The organism is Pseudomonas sp. S2_B07 (assembly GCF_054668435.1).
This window is the reverse complement of record NZ_CP162769.1, coordinates 3,784,946-3,805,628: the sequence shown is the minus strand read 5'-3', so window position 1 is coordinate 3,805,628 and position 20,683 is coordinate 3,784,946. Positions and strand designations below refer to the sequence as shown.

The 20,683-nt window shown below is 60.6% G+C and carries 17 protein-coding genes and 1 pseudogene; 6 read left to right on the top strand and 12 right to left on the bottom strand.

Annotated features, from left to right (window positions below):
- Positions 1-27: 27 nt before the first annotated feature.
- Entirely contained in the window at positions 28-1,701 is a 1,674-nt protein-coding gene (locus tag AB4N43_RS17475) for a putative bifunctional diguanylate cyclase/phosphodiesterase (RefSeq protein ID WP_027926372.1), read from the bottom strand.
- Positions 1,702-1,964: 263 nt separating this feature from the next.
- On the opposite strand from AB4N43_RS17475, the gene rep reads away from it, so the two are divergent.
- Together rep and AB4N43_RS17465 are read left to right on the top strand one after the other, a co-directional pair.
- Positions 1,965-3,974, top strand: coding sequence for a DNA helicase Rep (rep, locus tag AB4N43_RS17470; protein ID WP_027926371.1), 2,010 nt, complete (start codon positions 1,965-1,967; stop codon positions 3,972-3,974).
- An 84-nt stretch (positions 3,975-4,058) separates the two neighbouring features.
- Positions 4,059-4,631 carry a xanthine phosphoribosyltransferase gene (locus tag AB4N43_RS17465; protein ID WP_027926370.1) on the top strand — a complete coding sequence of 191 codons (573 nt, stop codon included), beginning with the start codon at positions 4,059-4,061 and terminating at the stop codon, positions 4,629-4,631.
- A gap of 129 nt (positions 4,632-4,760) precedes the next feature.
- On the opposite strand, the gene AB4N43_RS17460 is transcribed toward AB4N43_RS17465, so the two are convergent.
- From AB4N43_RS17460 to dadA, 7 genes and pseudogenes are all read right to left on the bottom strand, one after another.
- Positions 4,761-6,683 (bottom strand): acetyl-CoA hydrolase/transferase C-terminal domain-containing protein, encoded by a 1,923-nt coding sequence (locus AB4N43_RS17460; protein ID WP_460151760.1) that lies wholly within the window; start codon positions 6,681-6,683, stop codon positions 4,761-4,763.
- A 394-nt stretch (positions 6,684-7,077) separates the two neighbouring features.
- Positions 7,078-7,259 (bottom strand): annotated as a pseudogene (locus AB4N43_RS17455) (transposase); the annotation flags it as partial.
- A 248-nt stretch (positions 7,260-7,507) separates the two neighbouring features.
- Positions 7,508-7,924: a c-type cytochrome gene (locus AB4N43_RS17450; RefSeq protein ID WP_027926368.1), complete on the bottom strand. Its 417-nt coding sequence runs from the start codon at positions 7,922-7,924 to the stop codon at positions 7,508-7,510.
- A gap of 183 nt (positions 7,925-8,107) precedes the next feature.
- The gene (locus tag AB4N43_RS17445) at positions 8,108-8,656 is read right to left on the bottom strand and encodes a cupin domain-containing protein (RefSeq protein WP_007947433.1); all 549 of its coding nucleotides are present in this window, start codon (positions 8,654-8,656) and stop codon (positions 8,108-8,110) included.
- Positions 8,657-8,784: 128 nt separating this feature from the next.
- Complete coding sequence (gene alr, locus AB4N43_RS17440) at positions 8,785-9,858, bottom strand: alanine racemase (protein WP_027926367.1); 1,074 nt, start codon at positions 9,856-9,858, stop codon at positions 8,785-8,787.
- A 96-nt stretch (positions 9,859-9,954) separates the two neighbouring features.
- A complete protein-coding gene (locus AB4N43_RS17435) occupies positions 9,955-10,308 on the bottom strand; it encodes a RidA family protein (RefSeq protein ID WP_027926366.1) in 354 nt (117 codons plus the stop codon).
- Complete coding sequence (dadA, locus tag AB4N43_RS17430) at positions 10,280-11,584, bottom strand: D-amino acid dehydrogenase (RefSeq protein WP_027926365.1); 1,305 nt, start codon at positions 11,582-11,584, stop codon at positions 10,280-10,282. Before dadA ends, AB4N43_RS17435 begins: the two co-directional genes overlap by 29 nt.
- Positions 11,585-11,741: 157 nt before the next feature.
- On the opposite strand from dadA, the gene AB4N43_RS17425 reads away from it, so the two are divergent.
- Positions 11,742-12,230, top strand: a complete 489-nt coding sequence (locus AB4N43_RS17425; RefSeq protein WP_003177284.1) for an Lrp/AsnC ligand binding domain-containing protein — start codon at positions 11,742-11,744, stop codon at positions 12,228-12,230.
- Positions 12,231-12,282: 52 nt separating this feature from the next.
- On the opposite strand, the gene AB4N43_RS17420 is transcribed toward AB4N43_RS17425, so the two are convergent.
- The gene (locus AB4N43_RS17420; protein WP_007947437.1) at positions 12,283-12,636 is read right to left on the bottom strand and encodes a YkgJ family cysteine cluster protein; all 354 of its coding nucleotides are present in this window, start codon (positions 12,634-12,636) and stop codon (positions 12,283-12,285) included.
- Positions 12,637-12,783: 147 nt separating this feature from the next.
- Between AB4N43_RS17420 and AB4N43_RS17415 the strand changes: the two genes are divergently transcribed.
- Positions 12,784-14,097, top strand: coding sequence for an NAD(P)/FAD-dependent oxidoreductase (locus AB4N43_RS17415; RefSeq protein WP_027926364.1), 1,314 nt, complete (start codon positions 12,784-12,786; stop codon positions 14,095-14,097).
- Positions 14,098-14,223: 126 nt separating this feature from the next.
- On the opposite strand, the gene AB4N43_RS17410 is transcribed toward AB4N43_RS17415, so the two are convergent.
- The gene (locus tag AB4N43_RS17410) at positions 14,224-14,469 is read right to left on the bottom strand and encodes a DUF1127 domain-containing protein (RefSeq protein WP_027926363.1); all 246 of its coding nucleotides are present in this window, start codon (positions 14,467-14,469) and stop codon (positions 14,224-14,226) included.
- Positions 14,470-14,648: 179 nt separating this feature from the next.
- Here AB4N43_RS17410 and AB4N43_RS17405 point away from each other — a divergent pair, with 179 nt between their 5' ends.
- On the top strand, positions 14,649-16,082 hold the full coding sequence (locus tag AB4N43_RS17405) for an aminotransferase-like domain-containing protein (protein WP_027926362.1): 1,434 nt from the start codon (positions 14,649-14,651) through the stop codon (positions 16,080-16,082).
- A 60-nt stretch (positions 16,083-16,142) separates the two neighbouring features.
- Positions 16,143-17,717 carry a phospholipase D-like domain-containing protein gene (locus AB4N43_RS17400; protein WP_460151759.1) on the top strand — a complete coding sequence of 525 codons (1,575 nt, stop codon included), beginning with the start codon at positions 16,143-16,145 and terminating at the stop codon, positions 17,715-17,717.
- 115 nt (positions 17,718-17,832) lie between these two features.
- On the opposite strand, the gene AB4N43_RS17395 is transcribed toward AB4N43_RS17400, so the two are convergent.
- Positions 17,833-18,978 carry an MFS transporter gene (locus AB4N43_RS17395; protein ID WP_027926360.1) on the bottom strand — a complete coding sequence of 382 codons (1,146 nt, stop codon included), beginning with the start codon at positions 18,976-18,978 and terminating at the stop codon, positions 17,833-17,835.
- A gap of 179 nt (positions 18,979-19,157) precedes the next feature.
- Positions 19,158-20,651: an aldehyde dehydrogenase gene (locus AB4N43_RS17390; RefSeq protein WP_059181954.1), complete on the bottom strand. Its 1,494-nt coding sequence runs from the start codon at positions 20,649-20,651 to the stop codon at positions 19,158-19,160.
- Between the last annotated feature and the right edge of the window lie 32 nt (positions 20,652-20,683).

Genomic DNA, 20,683 nt, shown 5'->3' with positions numbered 1-20,683 from the left:
CAGGCTCACTCCTACAAGGGATTTGGGTTAGCTCACGACTTCCAGCACTGGCAACTGATCGCTGCCGAAGGTCAGGTACTCAACCAGATCCGCCAACGGCAGCGGCTTGCTGATCAGATAACCCTGCACCTGATCACAACCAAACCCGCGCAACAAATCGAGCTGCTCCACTGTTTCCACCCCTTCTGCGACGACCTCAAGATTGAGGTTGTGCGCCAGGTTGATCATCGCGTGGACCAGTTTGCGGTTCTCTTCACGCTCTTCCATGCCGCCGACAAAGCTCTTGTCGACCTTGAGCAAGGCGATCGGCAGGCTGTTGAGGTGCACGAAGGAGGAGAACCCGGTGCCGAAGTCATCCAGGGAGAAGCGCACGCCCAGGCGTCCGAGGGCGTCCATGGTTTGCTTGACCAGATCGCTGCGGCGCATCACGGCGGTTTCGGTCAGTTCGAACTCCAGCCACTGTGCTTCGACGCCGCGTTCGGCAATCAGCCGGCTCAGCGTGGAGAGCAATTGGCTGTCCTGGAACTGCCGGAATGACAGGTTGATCGCCATGTGCAGCGCCGGCAGGCCCTGTTCGCGCAAGGCCTGCATGTCCCGCAGCGCCCGGGAAATCACCCAGTAACCGAGCGGCACGATCAAACCGCTTTGCTCGGCCAGCGGCACGAATTCGCTGGGCGCCAGCAAGCCGCGCTCGGCATGCCGCCAGCGCACCAAGGCTTCGAGGCCGACGATCTGGCCGTCAGCCATGTTCAGGCGCGGCTGGTAATGCAGTTCCAGCTCGTCACGGCGCAAGGCCCGGCGCAGCTCGCTTTCAAGGTCGGCCATGCTGCGGGCGTTGCGGTTGATGCGTTCGTTGAAAATGTGAAAGGTGCAGCCTTGCGTGCTCTTGGCCTGCTGCATGGCGATGTGCGCGTGCCACATCAGCGGGTCGGCGCCGGCCTGGGCCCGGGCGTGGGCGATGCCCAGGCTGGAACCGATCAACAGGCTTTCACCGTCGACCCAGTAGGGTTCGGCCAGCGCTTCGGTGATGCGTTCGGCCATCCATTCGGCACGTTGAGGTGCGCGGCGGGTGTCGATCAGCAAGGCGAACTCATCGCTGCCCAGGCGCGCGAGTTGATCGCCGGCCTCAAGCTGGCTTTTCAGCCGCGCGACCACTTGCAGGATCAAGCGGTCGCCGGCCTGGTGGCCAAGGGCATCGTTGGCGTGACGGAAGTTGTCGAGGTCTAGGTGACCGAGGGCCAGGCCACGGCCTTCGTTTTCCGCCAGGCGTGCGGCCAGCAGGGTCTGGAAGCCCTGGCGGTTGGCGATGCCGGTCAGCGGATCTTGCTCAGCCAGGCGTTGCAGGGTGTTTTCCAGCAGGCCGCGCTCGCGCACATGCCGCAGGCAACGACGCAGCATCCCGGCATCGAGCAGGTCGCGCACCAGCCAGTCACTCACACCATCGGGCGGCATCAGTGGCTCGTGTTCGAGCAACAACACCGTCGGCAAGCTGCAACGGCCTGGTAGCGGCTGAAGTGCAGGAACAGTCAACAACACCGCATGGCGATTGTCATCGAACAGACTGCTGACCGACTCCCAGCTCGGCGCGCTGATGAGCACGGCCGAGCTCCCCATCGGAGCCAGACACTCGCGCAACAACGCTGCCCACGCTGGCTCTTCGGCCAGTAGCAGCAAACGCAAGGGTTCGACAGGCGTAGACAAGCTAGCTCCCTAGACTCTGCAAAGATGTAGGCGGCAGGCATTATGCCGCGCCGCTAACCAATGACCAAATGACATCAGTTGTCAAACGTGACTTTGTGTCAGGAATACGAACATTAGCCGCAGATTCACCGCGCATCCTGCTTGAAAGTAACAAAACCGGCAATTAGAGAAAGCGTGTTGCGTCACAAGTCGGACAGAGCAGCAGAATTCGCTGAGCCTGTTAAAATGCCGGCCCATTTCATAAATGACCCCCTGAATTCCGTATGTCCCGACTCAATCCCCGGCAGCAAGAAGCCGTGAGCTACGTCGGCGGCCCTCTTTTGGTGCTCGCCGGCGCAGGCTCCGGCAAGACCAGTGTGATCACGCGAAAGATCGCGCACCTGATCCAGAATTGCGGCATCCGCGCCCAGTACATCGTCGCCATGACCTTTACCAACAAGGCCGCGCGCGAGATGAAGGAACGGGTCGGCACCCTGCTCAAGGGCGGCGAAGGCCGTGGCCTGACGGTGTGCACCTTCCACAACCTGGGGCTGAACATCATCCGCAAGGAACACGTGCGGCTGGGCTACAAACCGGGCTTCTCGATCTTTGACGAGACTGACGTCAAAGCCTTGATGACCGACATCATGCAGAAGGAATACGCGGGCGACGACGGCGTCGACGAGATCAAGAACATGATCGGCTCGTGGAAAAACGACCTGATCCTGCCTGCCGAAGCCCTGGAAAACGCGCGCAACCCCAAGGAACAGACCGCCGCCATCGTCTACACCCACTACCAGCGCACGCTCAAGGCGTTTAACGCGGTGGACTTCGACGACCTGATCCTGCTGCCGGTGAAGCTGTTCCAGGAACACGCCGACATCCTCGAAAAGTGGCAGAACAAAGTCCGCTACCTGCTGGTGGACGAATACCAGGACACCAACGCCAGCCAGTATTTGCTGGTGAAACTGCTGATCGGCACGCGCAACCAGTTCACCGTGGTCGGCGACGATGACCAGTCGATCTACGCCTGGCGCGGCGCGCGTCCGGAAAACCTGATGTTGCTCAAGGATGACTACCCGTCCTTGAAAGTGGTGATGCTGGAGCAGAACTACCGCTCCACCAGCCGCATCCTGCGTTGCGCCAACGTACTGATCTCGAACAACCCTCACGAATTCGAAAAACAGCTGTGGAGCGAGATGGGCCACGGCGACGAGATCCGCGTGATCCGCTGCCGCAACGAAGACGCCGAAGCCGAGCGCGTGGCCGTGGAACTGCTGACCCTGCACTTGCGCACGGACCGGCCCTACAGCGATTTTGCGATCCTGTATCGCGGCAACTACCAGGCCAAGCTGATCGAGCTGAAGCTGCAACACCACCAGATTCCGTATCGCCTGTCCGGCGGTAACAGCTTTTTCGGACGTCAGGAAGTGAAGGACCTGATGGCCTACTTCCGCCTGATCGTGAACCCGGATGACGACAACGCCTTCCTGCGGGTGATCAACGTCCCACGCCGGGAGATCGGTTCGACCACCCTGGAAAAGCTCGGCAACTACGCCACCGAACGCAAAATCTCGATGTACGCCGCCACCGACGAAATCGGCCTGGGCGAGCATCTGGACACGCGCTTCACCGATCGCCTGTCGCGTTTCAAGCGCTTCATGGACAAGGTGCGCGAGCAGTGCTCTGGCGAAGACCCGATCTCGGCGCTGCGCAGCATGGTCATGGACATCGACTACGAGAACTGGCTGCGCACCAACAGCTCCAGTGACAAGGCCGCCGATTACCGCATGGGCAACGTCTGGTTCCTGATCGAGGCGTTGAAAAACACCCTGGAGAAGGACGAAGAAGGCGAGATGACCGTCGAGGATGCCATCGGCAAACTCGTGCTGCGCGACATGCTGGAGCGTCAGCAGGAAGAGGAAGACGGCGCCGAAGGTGTGCAGATGATGACGCTGCACGCCTCCAAAGGCCTGGAATTCCCGTACGTGTTCATCATGGGCATGGAAGAGGAAATCCTCCCGCACCGTTCCAGCATCGAAGCCGACACCATCGAAGAAGAACGCCGCCTGGCCTACGTCGGGATTACCCGCGCGCGTCAGACCCTGGCCTTCACTTTCGCCGCCAAGCGCAAGCAGTACGGCGAGATCATCGATTGCGCGCCGAGCCGCTTCCTCGATGAGCTGCCGCCGGACGATCTGGCGTGGGAAGGCAACGACGACACGCCGGTTGAAGTCAAAGCCGTTCGCGGAAATACCGCATTGGCGGATATACGCGCGATGTTAAAGCGCTAGAATTGAGCACTTTTTAATCAAAGCATTTTTAACCGAACACTTTTTACAAACTAGGCGCATTTGGCGCCAGTAGAGGAACGCTTCATGGAAGCACTGCACCAGAAAATCCGCGAACAAGGCATCGTGCTTTCCGATCAGGTCCTGAAGGTAGACGCCTTTTTGAACCACCAGATCGACCCGGCCCTGATGAAGCTGATCGGCGACGAATTCGCCGCACTGTTCAAGGACTCGGGCATCACCAAGATTGTCACCATCGAAGCCTCGGGCATCGCTCCGGCGATCATGACCGGCCTGAACCTCGGCGTGCCGGTGATCTTCGCCCGCAAGCAACAGTCCCTGACCCTGACTGAAAACCTGCTGTCGGCGACCGTTTACTCGTTCACCAAGAAGACTGAAAGCACCGTGGCGATCTCCCCGCGCCACCTGACCAGCAGCGACCGCGTGCTGATCATCGATGACTTCCTGGCCAACGGTAAGGCATCGCAAGCGCTGATCTCGATCATCAAACAGGCCGGCGCGACCGTGGCGGGCCTGGGTATCGTGATCGAGAAGTCGTTCCAGGGCGGTCGTGCCGAACTGGATGCTCAGGGTTATCGCGTGGAATCCCTGGCTCGCGTGCAATCGCTGGCCGGCGGTGTCGTGACCTTCATCGAATAAACCAGTACAGCACCGAACCTGTGGGAGCCGGGCTTGCCCGCGATGGCGGCTGAACAGACAACATCGATGTTGAATGTTATTGCCTCATCGCGGGCGAGCCCGGCTCCCACAGTTGTTTGGGGATGGTTGTTATTGTGGGGTGGCTTTCAGGCCGGTGAGTAGCAGGCGCTGGAACAAGTCCTCTTTCAACCCGTCAGGGTTGGTCAGTTGCATCCGCTCCAGATGCTCGGGAAACATCGATGCCTCTGGCGCATCCAGTGCCGCTTTGCCCAGCTCCAGAATCTCCGTCAGTTTGAACTTGCTCTTCAGCCAGTTCAGCGCCCGCAACACGTCGCGCTCCACCTCAGTGAAATCGCAGCCCAGCGGATATTCCGGAAACAGGTTCGGATGCCGTGCCTGAATCGCCTGTAAACGCTCCGGGCTGTTGTCGGCGAAGCGTGGGTCGAGGCGAAAGTCTTTCGGCAGCTTGCCCACGCTTTGGGCTTGCTGGATCAGCCCCGACTGGAACCGCGAATCGCTGATGTTCAGCAACGCCTCGATGACCGCCGCATCGGTCTTGCCGCGCAAGTCAGCGATGCCGTATTCGGTGACCACGATGTCGCGCAGGTGCCTTGGGATCGTGCAGTGGCCGTACTGCCAGACGATGTTCGAGCTGACGTCCCCGCCCGCCTCGCGCCAGCTGCGCAGCAGCAACACTGAACGCGCGCCCTCCAGCGCATGGCCTTGGGCAACGAAGTTGTATTGCCCGCCCACACCGCTCAGCACGCGTCCGTCTTCAAGCTGATCGGCCACACCAGCACCCAGAAGAGTCATGGTGAACACGGTGTTGATGAACCGCGCGTCCAGGCGCTGCAAACGCTTGAGCTCTTCTTGCCCGTACAGTTCGTTGATGTAGCTGATGCGGGTCATGTTGAATTCAAGGCGTTTGCTTTGCGGCAGCTCGCGCAGGCGCTCGTAGAAACTGCGCGGCCCGAGGAAGAAACCGCCGTGCACCGAGATGCCGTCGGTTTGCGCGGCTTCATCGAGGGTACCGGCGTTGGCCTGTCGCTGAGTCGGCACATCGGGATACACCTTGCGCCGCACGATCCCGGCATCGGCCAGTACCAGCAAGCCGTTGACGAACATTTCGCTGCAACCGTACAGGCCTTTGGCGAACGGTTCGAGACCACCTTCACGGTCGATCAACTGCGCCCACTGGCTCAGATTCACGTCCGCCAGCAAGTCCTTGTAACCGCCATTGTCGGCTTGCCGTGCCAGCAACGCCGCCGTCAGTGCATCACCCATGGAACCGATGCCGATCTGCAACGTGCCGCCGTCGCGTACCAATGTGCTGGCGTGCAGGCCGATGAAGTGATCCTGGAAACCCACGGGCATGTTCGGCGTCGAGAACAACGTGCTGTCGTCCTTTTCGTCGACCAGCAGATCGAAGGTGTCGATGCCGATTTCCGCGTCGCCAGGCATGTAGGGCAAATCGTTATGCACCTGGCCCACCAGCAGGATCGTCTCCCCCGCCGCCCGCCGTTTGGCGATCATCGGGAACAGGTCGAGGGTAATGTCCGGGTTGCAACTCAGGCTCAGGCGATCGGGGTGCTCGGAATGGCTGGCCACCAGTTGCGCGATCAGGTTCAAACCGGCGGCGTTAATGTCCCGCGCGGCATGGCTGTAGTTACTGCTGACGTAATCCTGCTGGGCCGATGCGCTATGCAGCAGGCTGCCCGGCTGCATGAAGAACTGCTGGATATGGATGTTCGGCGGCAGGTTGTCGCGTCGCAGTTCGGCGAGGAAATCCAGTTCCGGGTAGTCGCCAAATACGCGCTCGATAAAGGGTTCGAGAAAGCGCTTCTGCAAACCGTCACCCAGTGACGGACGACCCAGGCACAGCGCGGTGTAGATCGTCAGCTGCCGCTGCGGCAGTTGCGCGATGCGCCGGTACAGCGCGTTGACGAAGTGGTTGGGTTTGCCCAGGCCGAGGGGCAAGCCCATGTGAATGTGCGCCGGCAATCGCGCCAGTACGTCATCGACCGCTTGCTCGATAGAACACAGCTGCACCATGTGATCCTCCCTTACATTCCGTGAATCGGGGTTGAACCGAGCTTGCCGGGTCTTTGCTGCAATGGATAGCCTCCCGCACAAATCGCAGGCACAAAAATCTATGGTCACCCCCATTTTTGCAATACTGATTAGTGGCTGAAGTGGTTGGCTTGCTTAAATCTATCCGGCGTCTGTTTGGGGCATGCCCCAGCGCCACGATGAGAGTCACGCCTGACGATCCTTAAAAAACTGTCGGCTTCTGGAGCCGATTTTTGTGTCAGGATCTTCGCCAGGCCGGTAGGCCGTTCACGTCATCCGTTGTTCAGCTATCGCAAAACCTTAAGGGTGATTCGTGGTACTGCAACAACCGCAGGGTCAGGCGTTCAGCGCGTCTGGCCCTGCTTCATACTGAGTGCAGGTGCTTGTCACCGCGCTTGCTGATCCCCGGCAGGTTGGCCTTGCCACCCGTGCTGTACTGCCTGGGCACCAAGCCAACGGACGCAGCAAAATCGCGACTGCATCGGTACTGCTGACCATCGCCCATCTCCAGGTGATCGGCCCGACACACGGCAAGCTCAGCAAACGACTACCCAGCTCGGCAGGTTGCCGAAAAAATGCATCACCTGCGGTCGTGAGCATTTTTTGCGAAACACCTCACGACCCGACTTATCCTGGCCGTGAAGGTGGAAACTGTGTTTACCGAGATCGATACCGATCAGCGCTGACTCGCTCATGATGATGGCCTGCGAAAACAAAACACCCTGCGAAAGCGTAGCCCTCGCAGGGTGTGGGGTGACCATCTCATTAAACCGGCCGAGGCCGGTTTTTTCGCTGAAGACCCGGGCTTATTTCAGGCCGGACATCTTCTGGATCGCGCCTTTGAGCTCGGCATCCGAGCAGTCGGCGCAGGTGCCTTTAGGCGGCATCGAGTTGATACCGGTAATGGCCTTGGCCAGGATACCGTCGAGGCCACCCTGGTGATCGGCACGTTCTTTCCAGGCAGCAGCGTCACCGATTTTCGGTGCGCCCAACAGGCCAGTACCGTGGCAAGCGTTGCAATGTTTGGCAATCACTTCGTCCGGGGTCTTGGCACCGCCGCCACCGCCCGCAGAGGCAGCAACTTCCATCCCCTTGCACTCTTTGCCCTGTACACAGACCTGACCGACCGGTTCAAGGCGTTTGGCAATATCGTCGTTCGTCGCAGCTTGAGCGCTGACAGCCCATAGGGCCAATACGGTTGCTGGTGCAGCCAGCATTTTCATAATTAGGTTCACGCGTTCACCCTCAATGGTGGCTAGTCACGCCTACGGCCACGGTTCGCAGGCGGGCGCAAGTATAGCGGTAAGCCCGCCACACTGAAACAACCCCAAAGTCGAAGGGGTCTTATGCTGCAGCGGAAAAACCGCCCGGGTGCCTCGGCCTGACTGGCAGGGCGCCTTCTTTACTCAGAAATTCGCCGGTGTCGCTGCGCTGATTAGTCGCGCCGGCGCATCGAACGGATTTCGGAAACGGTGCGGCTTGGTACTTTCAAAGTAGTAGCTATCGCCGGCCTCGAGCACAAAAGTTTCCAGCCCGACCACCAGTTCCAGTCGACCCTCCACCAAAATGCCGGTTTCCTCGCCCTCATGGGTGAGCATCTCGTCACCGGTGTCGGCGCCTGGCGGGTAGATTTCATTGAGAAACGCGATAGCCCGGCTCGGGTGTGCCCGACCGACCAGTTTCATGGTCACGGCGCCATCGGAAATATCGATCAGCTCGTTGGCTTTGTAGACGATCTGCGTCGGTTTTTCCTGCAGGATTTCTTCAGAAAAGAACTCGACCATGGACATGGGAATCCCGCCCAGTACTTTGCGCAGCGAACTGATCGAGGGACTGACGCTGTTCTTCTCGATCATCGAAATCGTGCTGTTGGTGACACCCGCGCGCTTGGCGAGCTCACGCTGCGAAAGGCCTTTGAGCTTACGGATGGATTGCAGTCGTTCACCGACGTCCAATGCTTGCGCCTCCAGGGATTCAGGTTGTTGGAATATTGAGCGTTATCATGGCGACAGCGTTCAGTATTTACAACACTTGGACCTGAATCCTGTGGGGCGAGGCGATTTTCGGTGCGGCCCGCGAGGTGTCAGCCCTCGGAATAGAGCAGTGGCACCCGACGCAGGTTGCAGAAGATCTGATAAGGAATCGTGTCCGCCGCCGCTGCCACATCGCTGGCGAGGATGTTTTTGCCCCACAACTCGACGGTCGAACCGAGGCCGGCTTGCGGCACATCGGTCAGGTCGATGCAGAGCATGTCCATCGACACCCGGCCGATCAACTGGCTGCGTTGCCCGGCCACCATGACCGGCGTGCCGGTCGGTGCATGACGCGGGTAACCGTCGGCATAGCCCATGGCGACCACGCCTACACGCATCGGCTTGGGTGTAATGAATTTGGCGCCGTAACCGATCGGCTCGCCAGCCGGCAGTTCACGCACGCAAATCACTTTGGATTCGAGGGTCATCACCGGTTGCAGGCGGGCCGCCACGGTGTTGGCTTCTTCGAACGGCGTCGCGCCGTACATCATGATACCGGGGCGAACCCAATCGCTTGGGATCTGCGGCCAGCCCAACACGGCCGGCGAGTTGCGCAAGCTGACTTCCGCCGACAAACCTTTGCGCGCGGCTTCAAATACCGCGACCTGCTCGGCGCTGGCCTGTTCGTGCAGCTCATCGGCCCGGGCGAAGTGGCTCATCAGCACCACTTTCGCGACCTTGCCGCTGGCCAGCAGCCGTTGATAGGCCGCCTGATAATCCTTTGGATGCAGACCCACGCGGTGCATGCCCGAATCGAGCTTGAGCCAGACAGTGATCGGTTTGCTCAGCGTGGCTTTCTCGATGGCTTCGAGTTGCCACAACGAATGCACCACGCACCAGAAATCATGCTCGACGATCAGCGCCAACTCATCGGCTTCGAAGAACCCTTCCAGCAGCAACACCGGCGCCCGAATACCCGCCGCGCGCAACTCCAACGCTTCTTCGATGCAGGCCACGGCAAAACCGTCAGCCTCGGCTTCCAGCGCCTGGGCACAACGCACCGCGCCATGGCCATAGGCATCGGCCTTGATCACCGCGAGGGCTTTGGCCCCGGTAATTTCGCGGGCGATTCGGAAGTTGTGACGCAGGGCTTGAAGGTCGATCAGGGCACGGGCTGGACGCATGGCGGCAGACTTCTAGGCGGTCATGGGAATAAAAAAACCGGCGCTGGCTGGCGGCGTAAACCGCCAACAGCACCGGCAGAGGGATTTTTGAAACGGTTAGGGCAACGCGGCGACGATGGAGATCTCAACCAGGATGCTCGGCTTGGCCATCTTCGCTTCGACGGTGGCACGGGCCGGTGCAGCGCCTTTGGGCAGCCACTGGTCCCACACCGAGTTCATCCCGGCAAAGTGCGCCTCGATGTCGTTCAGGTAGATCGTCGCCGACAGCAGATGCTGCTTGTCAGTCCCGGCCAGATCCAGCAAACGCTCGATATTGCCGAGGACATCGCGGGTCTGCTGTTCAATCCCGGCGTTGAAGTCATCGCCGACCTGCCCCGCCAGATACACGGTGCCATTGTGGCTGACGATCTGACTCATGCGTTCATTGGTGAGCTGGCGCTGGATTGCCATGCTTTGCGGACTCCTGGGGTTTGCTGCCATAACGGGAAATATCGAGGCCTTCGGCGCTGATCTGCGGCGTCTTCTTGGCCATCAGGTCAGCCAGCAAGCGGCCGGAGCCACAGGCCATGGTCCAGCCGAGTGTGCCGTGACCGGTGTTCAGGAACAGGTTCTTGAATGGGGTCGCGCCCACGATCGGCGTGCCGTCCGGAGTAGTCGGACGCAGACCGGTCCAGAAACTCGCCTGGGCCAGATCGCCGCCCTGAGGATAAAGGTCGTTGACGATCATCTCCAGGGTTTCGCGCCGACGCGGGTTCAGCGACAGGTCAAAACCGGCGATCTCCGCCATGCCGCCGACGCGGATGCGGTTGTCGAAACGGGTGATCGCGACCTTGTAGGTCTCGTCGAGAATGGTCGAGGTCGGGGCCATTGCCGGGTTGGTGATCGGCACGGTCAGCGAGTAACCCTTGAGCGGGTATACCGGCGCCTTGATCCCCAGCGGCTTGAGCAATTGCGGCGAGTAGCTGCCGAGTGCCAGCACGTAGCGGTCAGCGGTTTCCAGCTTGCCGTCGATCCACACGCCGTTGATGCGATCACCGGCGTAGTCGAGTTTCTGAATGTCCTGGCCGAAACGGAATTCCACCCCCAGTTTCACGGCCATTTCGGCCAGGCGGGTGGTGAAAATCTGGCAGTCGCCCGTCTGGTCGTTCGGCAGGCGCAGGGCACCGGCGAGGATGTTGGTGACGCTGGCCAGCGCTGGCTCGACGCGGGCAATGCCGGCGCGGTCGAGCAGTTCGAACGGAACGCCGGACTCTTTCAGCACGGCGATGTCTTTCGCGGCGCCGTCGAGTTGAGCCTGGGTGCGGAACAGTTGGGTCGTACCGAGGCTGCGGCCTTCGTACGCGATGCCGGTTTCGGCGCGCAATTCGTCGAGGCAGTCACGGCTGTACTCGGACAGGCGGACCATGCGCTCCTTGTTCACCGCGTAACGGCTGGCGGTGCAGTTGCGCAGCATCTGCGCCATCCACAAGTATTGGTCGATATCGGCCGTGGCCTTGATCGCCAGCGGTGCGTGGCGCTGCAACAGCCACTTGATGGCTTTGAGCGGCACGCCCGGCGCGGCCCACGGCGAGGCATAGCCCGGCGAGACCTGACCTGCGTTGGCGAAACTGGTCTCCATGGCAGCGGCCGGCTGACGGTCCACCACCACCACTTCAAACCCGGCACGAGCCAGATAGTAAGCACTGGCGGTACCGATGACGCCGCTACCCAAGACCATAACGCGCATTTTCATATCCCTCATCGCGGCTGACCGCTGACGTGTGTTGTATTCAAGCAGTGATGTGCGCAGTGTAAAAAAGATTTGCCAGTGTTTTTCACTATATAAGCAGCTATATTTGGCGACAATTCTCGGCAAAAACCCTTTTCACGGAGGCGCATCCCCTATGCGTACCAACACTCAGACCAAACGAGAGCTGGACAAGATCGACCGCAACATTCTGCGGATCCTGCAAGCGGACGGACGCATCTCGTTCACGGAGCTGGGGGAAAAGGTCGGGCTCTCTACCACGCCGTGCACTGAGCGGGTGCGGCGCCTGGAGCGCGAAGGGATCATCATGGGCTACAACGCCCGGCTCAATCCGCAGCATTTGAAGGGTAGTCTGCTGGTGTTCGTCGAGATCAGCCTGGACTACAAATCCGGGGATACCTTCGAAGAGTTCCGACGCGCGGTGCTGAAACTGCCCCATGTGCTGGAATGCCACTTGGTGTCAGGGGATTTCGACTACCTGGTGAAGGCACGGATCTCCGAGATGGCCTCGTACCGCAAGCTGCTGGGGGACATCCTGCTCAAGCTGCCGCATGTGCGCGAGTCCAAGAGCTATATCGTGATGGAAGAGGTGAAGGAGAGCTTGAGTTTGCCGATTCCGGATTGAGATATTCGGTGGCCAACCCGCGATTGAGGCAACTCGGTCTACCTGAATGGATTCAAACAAGCACTTGCCGGGTAGACGCCATGTACTCATGAATCTGCTTCTCCACCCGAGGATGAATCAGCTCCACCGGCCCCCGCCCATTCGGGCATGGCAAGGTCTTGGTGGTGCCAAACAACCGGCAAATCAGCGGACGCTCGTCATACACCGTGCAACCGTTCGGCCCCAGGTGCACGCAATTGAGCTCATCCATCGCCGCGTCCTGCTCGGCGCGGGTCTTTCGCGGCAGGCGGGACATTTCTTCCGGCGAGGTGGTCACCGGCCCACAGCAGTCATGGCAGCCGGGCACGCACTCGAACGAGGGAATCTGTTGGCGAAGCGTTCGGATTTTCTGACTGTTGCAGCTCATTGAAGCGGTGACCAAAAGCGGAATAGAGCGCGATTCTGCAGCAAAGGCGCCGATCCATACAGCAGCAGCCGACCAATGTTGCCCGTGCCAGAAGGTCCGGCTTATGCTCCGTCAACTTTTCCAGACGCCAGAATCGGGAACACGCCCATGAATGCCGGTGCTCAGCCATCCGCTCCAGGTCACCAGCACATTGCCTCTTATTACGCCGCCAGCAGCCTGCCGCGACCCGATTATCCGGCGCTCAGGGGGGATCTGGTGGCGGATGTGTGCGTGGTCGGTGGCGGGTTTTCCGGGCTGAACACTGCTCTGGAACTGGCGGAACGAGGCTTGAGCGTCATCCTGCTCGAGGCCCACAAAATCGGCTGGGGCGCCAGCGGGCGCAACGGCGGACAATTGATTCGCGGCGTCGGTCATGGCCTTGATCAATTCGCCAACGTGATCGGCACCGACGGCGTACGCCAGATGAAGCTCATGGGCCTGGAGGCGGTGGAAATCGTCCGCCAGCGCGTCGCGCGTTTTCAGATCCCCTGCGACCTGACGTGGGGTTACTGCGACCTGGCCAACAAACCCCGCGACCTCGAAGGCTTCGCCGAGGATGCCGAAGAGCTGCGCAGCCTCGGTTATCGCTACGAAACCCGCCTGCTGCAGGCCAATGAAATGCACTCGGTGGTGGGCTCCGATCGTTACGTCGGCGGTTTGATCGACATGGGCTCGGGGCACCTGCATCCGCTGAACCTGGCACTGGGCGAAGCGGCGGCGGCCGAGGAAATGGGGGCGGTACTGTTTGAACAATCGGCGGTCACTTGCATCGATTATGGTCCCGAGATCAAGGTCCACACAGCCCACGGCTCGGTCCGCGCCAAGACGCTGGTGCTGGGCTGCAACGCCTACCTCAATCAGCTCAACCCCGAACTCAGCGGCAAGGTGCTGCCCGCCGGCAGCTACATCATCGCCACCGAGCCGTTGAGCGAAGAACTGGCCCATTCACTGCTGCCGCAGAACATGGCGGTCTGTGATCAGCGCGTGGCACTGGATTACTACCGGCTCTCTGCCGACCGGCGCTTGCTGTTTGGGGGTGCCTGCCATTATTCAGGCCGCGATCCGAAAGACATCGCCACGTACATGCGACCGAAGATGCTGGAAGTCTTCCCGCAACTGGGCACGGTGAAGATCGACTATCAATGGGGCGGAATGATCGGCATCGGCGCCAACCGCCTGCCGCAGATTGGCCGGCTTAAAGACCAGCCGAATGTGTATTACGCCCAGGCCTATTCCGGTCATGGAGTGAATGCCACGCATTTGGCCGGCAAGTTGTTGGCTGAAGCGATCAGCGGGCAGCACAGTGGTGGGTTTGATCTGTTTGCCAAGGTGCCGCATATCACCTTTCCGGGCGGGAAACATTTGCGCTCGCCGTTGTTGGCGTTGGGGATGTTGTGGCATCGGCTTAAAGAGTTGGCCTGACAGGTTTTTGGTGTCTGTTCCGGCGCCATCGCGAGCAGGCTCACTCCTACAGGGGATTTGTGAACAACACAGATCAACTGTAGGAGTGAGCCTGCTCGCGATTGGGCCGGGAGAAAACCACAAAAATCAGATCCGCCAGAAAGGCTTGAGCCCCTCCTCCCGCGCCTGTTCCCGCGTCAGCCCCACATCCCTGAGCTGCTCCGGCGTCAGCGCCAGCAACGCCTTGCGCGTGTGCAGACGATGCCAGAACAGACCCCAGCGACCCAGGCCGGACGGTGCGTTGCGCATCAGCGCCTCACGTGTACCGTGTTCCTGCCCTCTCACCAGTTCCTGACTGTGTAACGTCAGCCGCACATCGCTCAAGCCGTTCATTTTGATTGCTCCTGTTTACTTGGGTAGCCAGAGCTTTCATGATGCGTGGGCGACGAAAAGCATTACAGATTCAACAGATAAGTATTAATTCCATACAGATTTGGCGTCCTAGGGTCTGAATCCTCATTTCTTGCCTGATCTGTATTGGTTTACCGAATCACCCACACCGAGACTGCACCATGACCCTTTACGTCAACCTCGCCGAGTTGCTCGGCACGCGTATCGAACAGGGCTTCTATCGCCCCGGTGACCGGCTGCCCTCGGTGCGGGCGCTGAGTGTTGAACACGGGGTCAGCCTGAGCACGGTGCAGCAGGCCTATCGCGTGTTGGAAGACAGTGGCCTGGCGACGCCAAAACCCAAGTCGGGCTATTTCGTACCCGTGGGTCGCGAACTGCCGGAGCTGCCGGCCATCGGGCGTCCGGCCCAGCGGCCGGTGGATATTTCGCAGTGGGATCAGGTGCTGGAGCTGATTCGCGCGGTGCCGCGCAAGGACGTGGTGCAACTGGGTCGGGGCATGCCGGACATCACCACGCCGACCATGAAACCGCTGCTGCGCAACCTCGCGCGTATCAGCCGTCGCCAGGACATGCCCGGCCTGTATTACGACAACATCCACGGCACCCTCGAACTGCGCGAACAGATCGCACGCCTGATGCTCGACTCCGGGTGCCAGTTGAGCGCCAGCGATCTGGTGGTCACGACCGGGTGCCACGAAGCGCTGTCCACCAGCATCCGGGCGATCTGCGAGCCGGGGGACATTGTGGCCGTCGACTCGCCGAGCTTTCACGGCGCCATGCAAACCCTCAAGGGGCTGGGCATGAAAGCGCTGGAAATTCCCACCGACCCGATCACCGGCATCAGCCTCGACGCGCTGGAACTGGCCTTGGAGCAGTGGCCGATCAAAGTCATACAGTTGACCCCCAACTGCAACAACCCGCTGGGCTACATCATGCCCGAGTCGCGAAAGCGCGCGTTGTTGACGCTCGCACAGCGTTTTGACGTGGCGATTATCGAGGACGATGTGTATGGCGAACTGGCCTACACCTACCCGCGACCGCGCACGATCAAATCCTTCGACGAGGACGGTCGCGTGCTGCTGTGCAGTTCGTTTTCCAAGACGTTGGCACCCGGATTACGCATCGGCTGGGTCGCGCCCGGCCGGTATCTGGAGCGGGTGCTGCACATGAAATACATCAGCACCGGCTCCACCGCGCCACAACCGCAGATTGCGATCGCCGAGTTTCTCAAGGCCGGGCACTTCGAGCCGCATTTGCGGCGGATGCGCACGCAGTATCAACGCAATCGCGACGTGATGATCGATTGGGTCACGCGCTACTTCCCGGTCGGCACCCGCGCCAGTCGCCCGCAAGGCAGCTTCATGCTGTGGGTCGAGCTGCCGGAAAGCTTCGACACCCTGAAACTGAATCGTGCGTTGCACGATCAAGGCGTACAGATTGCCGTGGGCAGCATCTTTTCTGCGTCAGGCAAGTACCGCAACTGCCTGCGCATGAACTACGCTGCCAAGCCAACACCGCAGATTGAAGAGGCGGTGCGCAAGGTCGGTGCCCTGGCTATCAAACTGTTAGCCGAAACTGACAGCATCACTGACTGACTTTTCTCGGGAAACCAGCGTCCATATGCCGACACCTGCCGCCAATCGGAACGATCCTACGTGAGAGCCAGACAAAACCTGCTCGCTGTTCTGCTCTTCGCCTCGTTCCTCAGCGGCTGCGCCAGCGTTGACGTTCAGCGTCAGGCCAGTCAGGCGCTGCCCGCCAGAGACTCGGCGTTCGGCCGTTCGGTCCAGGCGCAGGCTGCGCCGCATCAGGGCCAGTCGGGCTTTCGCCTGCTGTCCGACAGTACCGAAGCCTTCACCGCTCGCGCCGAGCTGATCCGCAACGCGCAAAGCAGCCTCGATTTGCAGTACTACATCGTGCATGACGGCATCAGCACGCGGATGCTCGTCGAGGAGTTGCTCAAAGCGGCAGATCGCGGCGTACGCGTCAGGGTGCTGCTAGACGACACCACCAGCGACGGCCTGGACCAGATCATCGCCACCCTCGCCGCGCACCCGAACATTCAGATCCGCGTCTTCAACCCGTTGCACCTGGGTCGCAGCACCGGCGTGACACGAACCATGGGCCGCTTGTTCAACCTGTCGCAGCAACACCGGCGCATGCACAACAAGTTGTGGCTGGCGGACAACAGCATGGCCATCGTGGGTGGGCGCAATCTGGGCGACGAGTATTTCGATGCCGAGCCCAACCTGAATTTCACTGACATCGACATGCTCGGCGTCGGCCCGGTGGCCGAACAACTGGGGCACAGTTTTGATCAGTACTGGAACAGCGCGCTGAGCAAGCCGATCGAACAATTCCTGTCCAGCAAACCCACGGCCAAGGACCTGAAAAACACCCGGACCCGCCTCGAGGAATCGCTGGATGACACGCGCAAAGAGAACCATGCGCTGTACCAACAACTGATGACGTTCAAGACGCATCCGCGCCTGGACATCTGGCGTCGTGAGCTGATCTGGGCCTGGAACCAGGCGCTGTGGGATGCGCCGAGCAAGGTGCTGGCCGACGGAGAGCCGGATCCGCATTTGTTGCTGACGACACAATTGGCGCCCGAACTGAACGGCGTCAGCAAAGAGCTGATCATGATCTCGGCTTACTTCGTGCCCGGCCAGCCTGGACTGGTGTACCTGACCGGTCGCGCCGATGCCGGGGTCTCGGTGAGTTTGCTGACCAATTCGCTGGAAGCCACGGACGTGCCGGCCGTGCATGGCGGCTATGCGCCCTATCGCAAGGCGTTGCTGGAACACGGCGTGAAGTTATTCGAACTACGGCGTCAACCGGGTGAAGGAGGAAGCGGCGGCAGTGGACCACACTTCTTTGGACGCCCCGCTTACCAAGGCTCCGACTCCAGCCTGCACAGCAAGGCGATGATCTTCGATCAGCAGAAATCCTTCGTCGGCTCGTTCAATTTCGATCCGCGCTCGGTACTGTGGAACACCGAAGTCGGGGTGCTGGTGGACAGCCCCGAACTGGCCGCGCATGTGCGCGACCTGGCAATGCAGGGTATGGAGCCACCATTGAGCTATGAGGCGAAACTGCAGGATGGCAAGGTGGTTTGGGTCACTGAAGACGACGGCAAACTGCACACCCTGACCAAGGAACCGGGGAGCTGGTGGCGACGGTTCAATGCGTGGATGAGTACCACGGTCGGCCTCGAACGGATGCTCTGACAAGCGATAAAAATCTGTAGGAGTGAGCCTGCTCGCGATGGCGTCACGCCAGCCAACACAGATGCCTAATGACACACCGCTATCGCGAGTGGGCTCACTCCTACAGGGGACGGTGTCAGGCGGGTTCGGCCACCGTGCCAAACGCACCCTGGCGCATCAGCAGAATCACCAACCCAAACGCACCGGCTGCCATCAGCAACGGCAACGCATGCCCGCTGATCCACTGGCTACCCGCCCCAGCGGCCAACGGCCCGACCAGGCAACCAATCCCCCACAGCTGCGCGATATGCGCATTGGCGCGCACCAGCGCATCGTCGCGATAACGCTCGCCGATCAGGATCAGTGACAAGGTAAACAAACCGCCTGCACTGGCACCAAACAGCACCCACAACGGCCAGATCAGCAGCGTGTCGATCAGCAGCGGAATCGCCAGGCTCGACAGCAGCAACACCACCGCGCAGCCCGTAAACAGCGTGCGCCGCGACAGACGATCCGCCAGCGCACCAATCGGCAATTGCAGCAACGCATCACCGACCACCACGGTACTGACCATCGCCAGGGCGATTTCCGTGGTGAAACCCTGGCGCAGGCAATACACCGGCAACAAGGTCAGGATCATCGCTTCGAAGGCGGCGAACAGCGACACCGCCCAGGCAATCGCCGGCAAGCCACGGCAGAAAGCCAGCAAGTCGCTGAAGGTCACGCTGCTCGCTTCACTGCTGGGCGCGCCGCTGCGACCCAACAACAGGAACGGTGCTGTCGTCAGCAAGCCGACACCGACCCAAAAACCGTAATCATGTTCGGTGCCCAGAACGCCTAATAGCACCGGGCCAGCAAGTTGGCTCAGGGCATAGCTGCAGCCATACAGCGCCACCAGCCGCCCGCGCCACTGTTCGACCACGAGCTGGTTGATCCAGCTTTCACCGAGGATAAACACCAGCGTCAGGATCACTCCGATCATCAGGCGCAACAGCAGCCAGATCGGGTAGCTCGGCATCAGGGCCAGCAAGCCGATGGACAACGCCCCGGCCCACAGGCACAGACGCATCAGATTCGCCGTGCCCAGACGCGCGGCCAGGTGGCTGGAGATCTTCGCCCCCAGCAACACGCCAATGGCCGGCATTGCCGCCATCACACCGATGGCGAACGAGCCATAGCCCCAGCTTTCCAGGCGAAACGACACCAGCGGCATGCTGACGCCCAAGGCCAGGCCGACACTCAAGACAGACGCCAACACGGCGAAATAAGTCGCCCAACGCATGTTCCACGCTCCTGTGGATATTTTTATGTACAACACAAAACACTGTGGGAGCGAGCTTGCTCGCGATAGCGGTTTCACATTCAACAATGACGTCGACTGTCAGACCGCTATCGCGAGCAAGCTCGCTCCCACAGGGGATCTTCGTTGTGCCGGGCCCCGGTATCGGGGCCCGTTACTGATTACAACTTGATCCAGGTCGCCTTCAGCTCGGTGTACTTGTCGAACGCGTGCAGCGACTTGTCGCGGCCATTACCCGACTGCTTGAAGCCACCGAACGGTGCAGTCATGTCGCCACCGTCGTACTGGTTGACCCAGACGCTACCGGCACGCAGCGCACGGGCGGTCAGGTGAGCCTTGGAGATGTCCTTGGTCCACACCGCAGCGGCGAGGCCGTATGGCGTGTCGTTGGCAATCGCAACGGCTTCTTCGGCGGTGTCGAAAGCGATGACCGACAAGACGGGGCCAAAGATTTCTTCCTGAGCGATTTTCATCGCGTTGCTCACACCGTCGAAAATCGTTGGCTCAACGTAAGTGCCACCCGTCTCCTGAAGCGTGCGCTTGCCCCCGGCCACCAGTTTGGCGCCGTCGGCATGACCGGACTCAATGTAGGACAGTACGGTGTTCATCTGCTGGGTATCGACCAGCGCGCCGACGTTGGTCGCCGGGTCCAGCGGGTTGCCTGGCTTCCAGGTTTTCAGGGCCTCGATCACCAGCGGCAGGAATGCATCCTTGATCGAACGCTCCACCAGCAGGCGCGAACCGGCGGTGCAGACTTCGCCCTGGTTGAAGGCGATGGCGCCGGCAGCGGCTTCGGCCGCTTCCTGCAGGTTCGGTGCATCGGCAAATACGATGTTCGGGCTCTTGCCGCCGGCTTCGAGCCAGACGCGTTTCATGTTCGACTCGCCCGAGTAGATCAGCAGTTGCTTGGCGATTTTGGTCGAACCGGTGAACACCAGCGTGTCGACATCGTTGTGCAGGGCCAGGGCCTTGCCGACGGTGTGACCGTAACCCGGCAGCACGTTCAACACGCCTTTAGGGATACCGGCTTCAACGGCCAGTGCCGCGATGCGAATGGCGGTCAGCGGCGATTTTTCCGACGGCTTGAGGATCACCGAGTTACCGGTGGACAGTGCCGGGCCGAGTTTCCAGCAGGCCATCATCAGCGGGAAGTTCCACGGCACGATGGCCCCCACGACACCGACCGGCTCGCGCGTCACCAGACCCAGCTGATCGTGCGGGGTGGCTGCGACTTCGTCGTAGATCTTGTCGATGGCTTCGCCGCTCCAGCTCAGGGCTTGCGCCGCGCCGGGAACGTCGATGTATAGGGAATCGCTGATCGGCTTGCCCATGTCCAGGGTTTCAAGCAGCGCCAGCTCTTCAGCATTCTGCTTCAACAGGCCGGCGAAACGGATCATGGTGGCTTTGCGTTTGGCGGGCGCCAGGCGCGACCAGACGCCGGAATTGAAGGTGGCGCGAGCGTTTTCAACAGCGCGCTGGGCGTCGGCGGCGTCACAGCTGGCGATCTTGCCCAGCAGACGGCCATCGACCGGGCTGATGCACTCGAAGGTCTCGGCGGAGACAGCGTCGGTGTATTCGCCATTGATGTAGGCGCGGCCTTCGATCTTCAGATCGCGAGCGCGTTGTTCCCAGTCGGCACGAGTCAGGGTGGTCATTCGAGTGTCCTCCTCTTATTGAATACGAACGC

Coding starts and splice junctions, on each gene's coding strand:
- AB4N43_RS17465 (WP_027926370.1), top strand. CDS start 4,059: ATGGAAGCACTGCACCAGAAAATCCGCGAACAAGGCATCGTGCTTTCC.
- AB4N43_RS17435 (WP_027926366.1), bottom strand. CDS start 10,308: ATGGCAATCCAGCGCCAGCTCACCAATGAACGCATGAGTCAGATCGTC.
- rep (WP_027926371.1), top strand. CDS start 1,965: ATGTCCCGACTCAATCCCCGGCAGCAAGAAGCCGTGAGCTACGTCGGC.
- AB4N43_RS17410 (WP_027926363.1), bottom strand. CDS start 14,469: ATGAACGGCTTGAGCGATGTGCGGCTGACGTTACACAGTCAGGAACTG.
- AB4N43_RS17425 (WP_003177284.1), top strand. CDS start 11,742: ATGCGTACCAACACTCAGACCAAACGAGAGCTGGACAAGATCGACCGC.
- AB4N43_RS17450 (WP_027926368.1), bottom strand. CDS start 7,924: ATGAAAATGCTGGCTGCACCAGCAACCGTATTGGCCCTATGGGCTGTC.
- alr (WP_027926367.1), bottom strand. CDS start 9,858: ATGCGTCCAGCCCGTGCCCTGATCGACCTTCAAGCCCTGCGTCACAAC.
- AB4N43_RS17390 (WP_059181954.1), bottom strand. CDS start 20,651: ATGACCACCCTGACTCGTGCCGACTGGGAACAACGCGCTCGCGATCTG.
- AB4N43_RS17420 (WP_007947437.1), bottom strand. CDS start 12,636: ATGAGCTGCAACAGTCAGAAAATCCGAACGCTTCGCCAACAGATTCCC.
- AB4N43_RS17460 (WP_460151760.1), bottom strand. CDS start 6,683: ATGGTGCAGCTGTGTTCTATCGAGCAAGCGGTCGATGACGTACTGGCG.
- dadA (WP_027926365.1), bottom strand. CDS start 11,584: ATGCGCGTTATGGTCTTGGGTAGCGGCGTCATCGGTACCGCCAGTGCT.
- AB4N43_RS17395 (WP_027926360.1), bottom strand. CDS start 18,978: ATGCGTTGGGCGACTTATTTCGCCGTGTTGGCGTCTGTCTTGAGTGTC.
- AB4N43_RS17415 (WP_027926364.1), top strand. CDS start 12,784: ATGAATGCCGGTGCTCAGCCATCCGCTCCAGGTCACCAGCACATTGCC.
- AB4N43_RS17405 (WP_027926362.1), top strand. CDS start 14,649: ATGACCCTTTACGTCAACCTCGCCGAGTTGCTCGGCACGCGTATCGAA.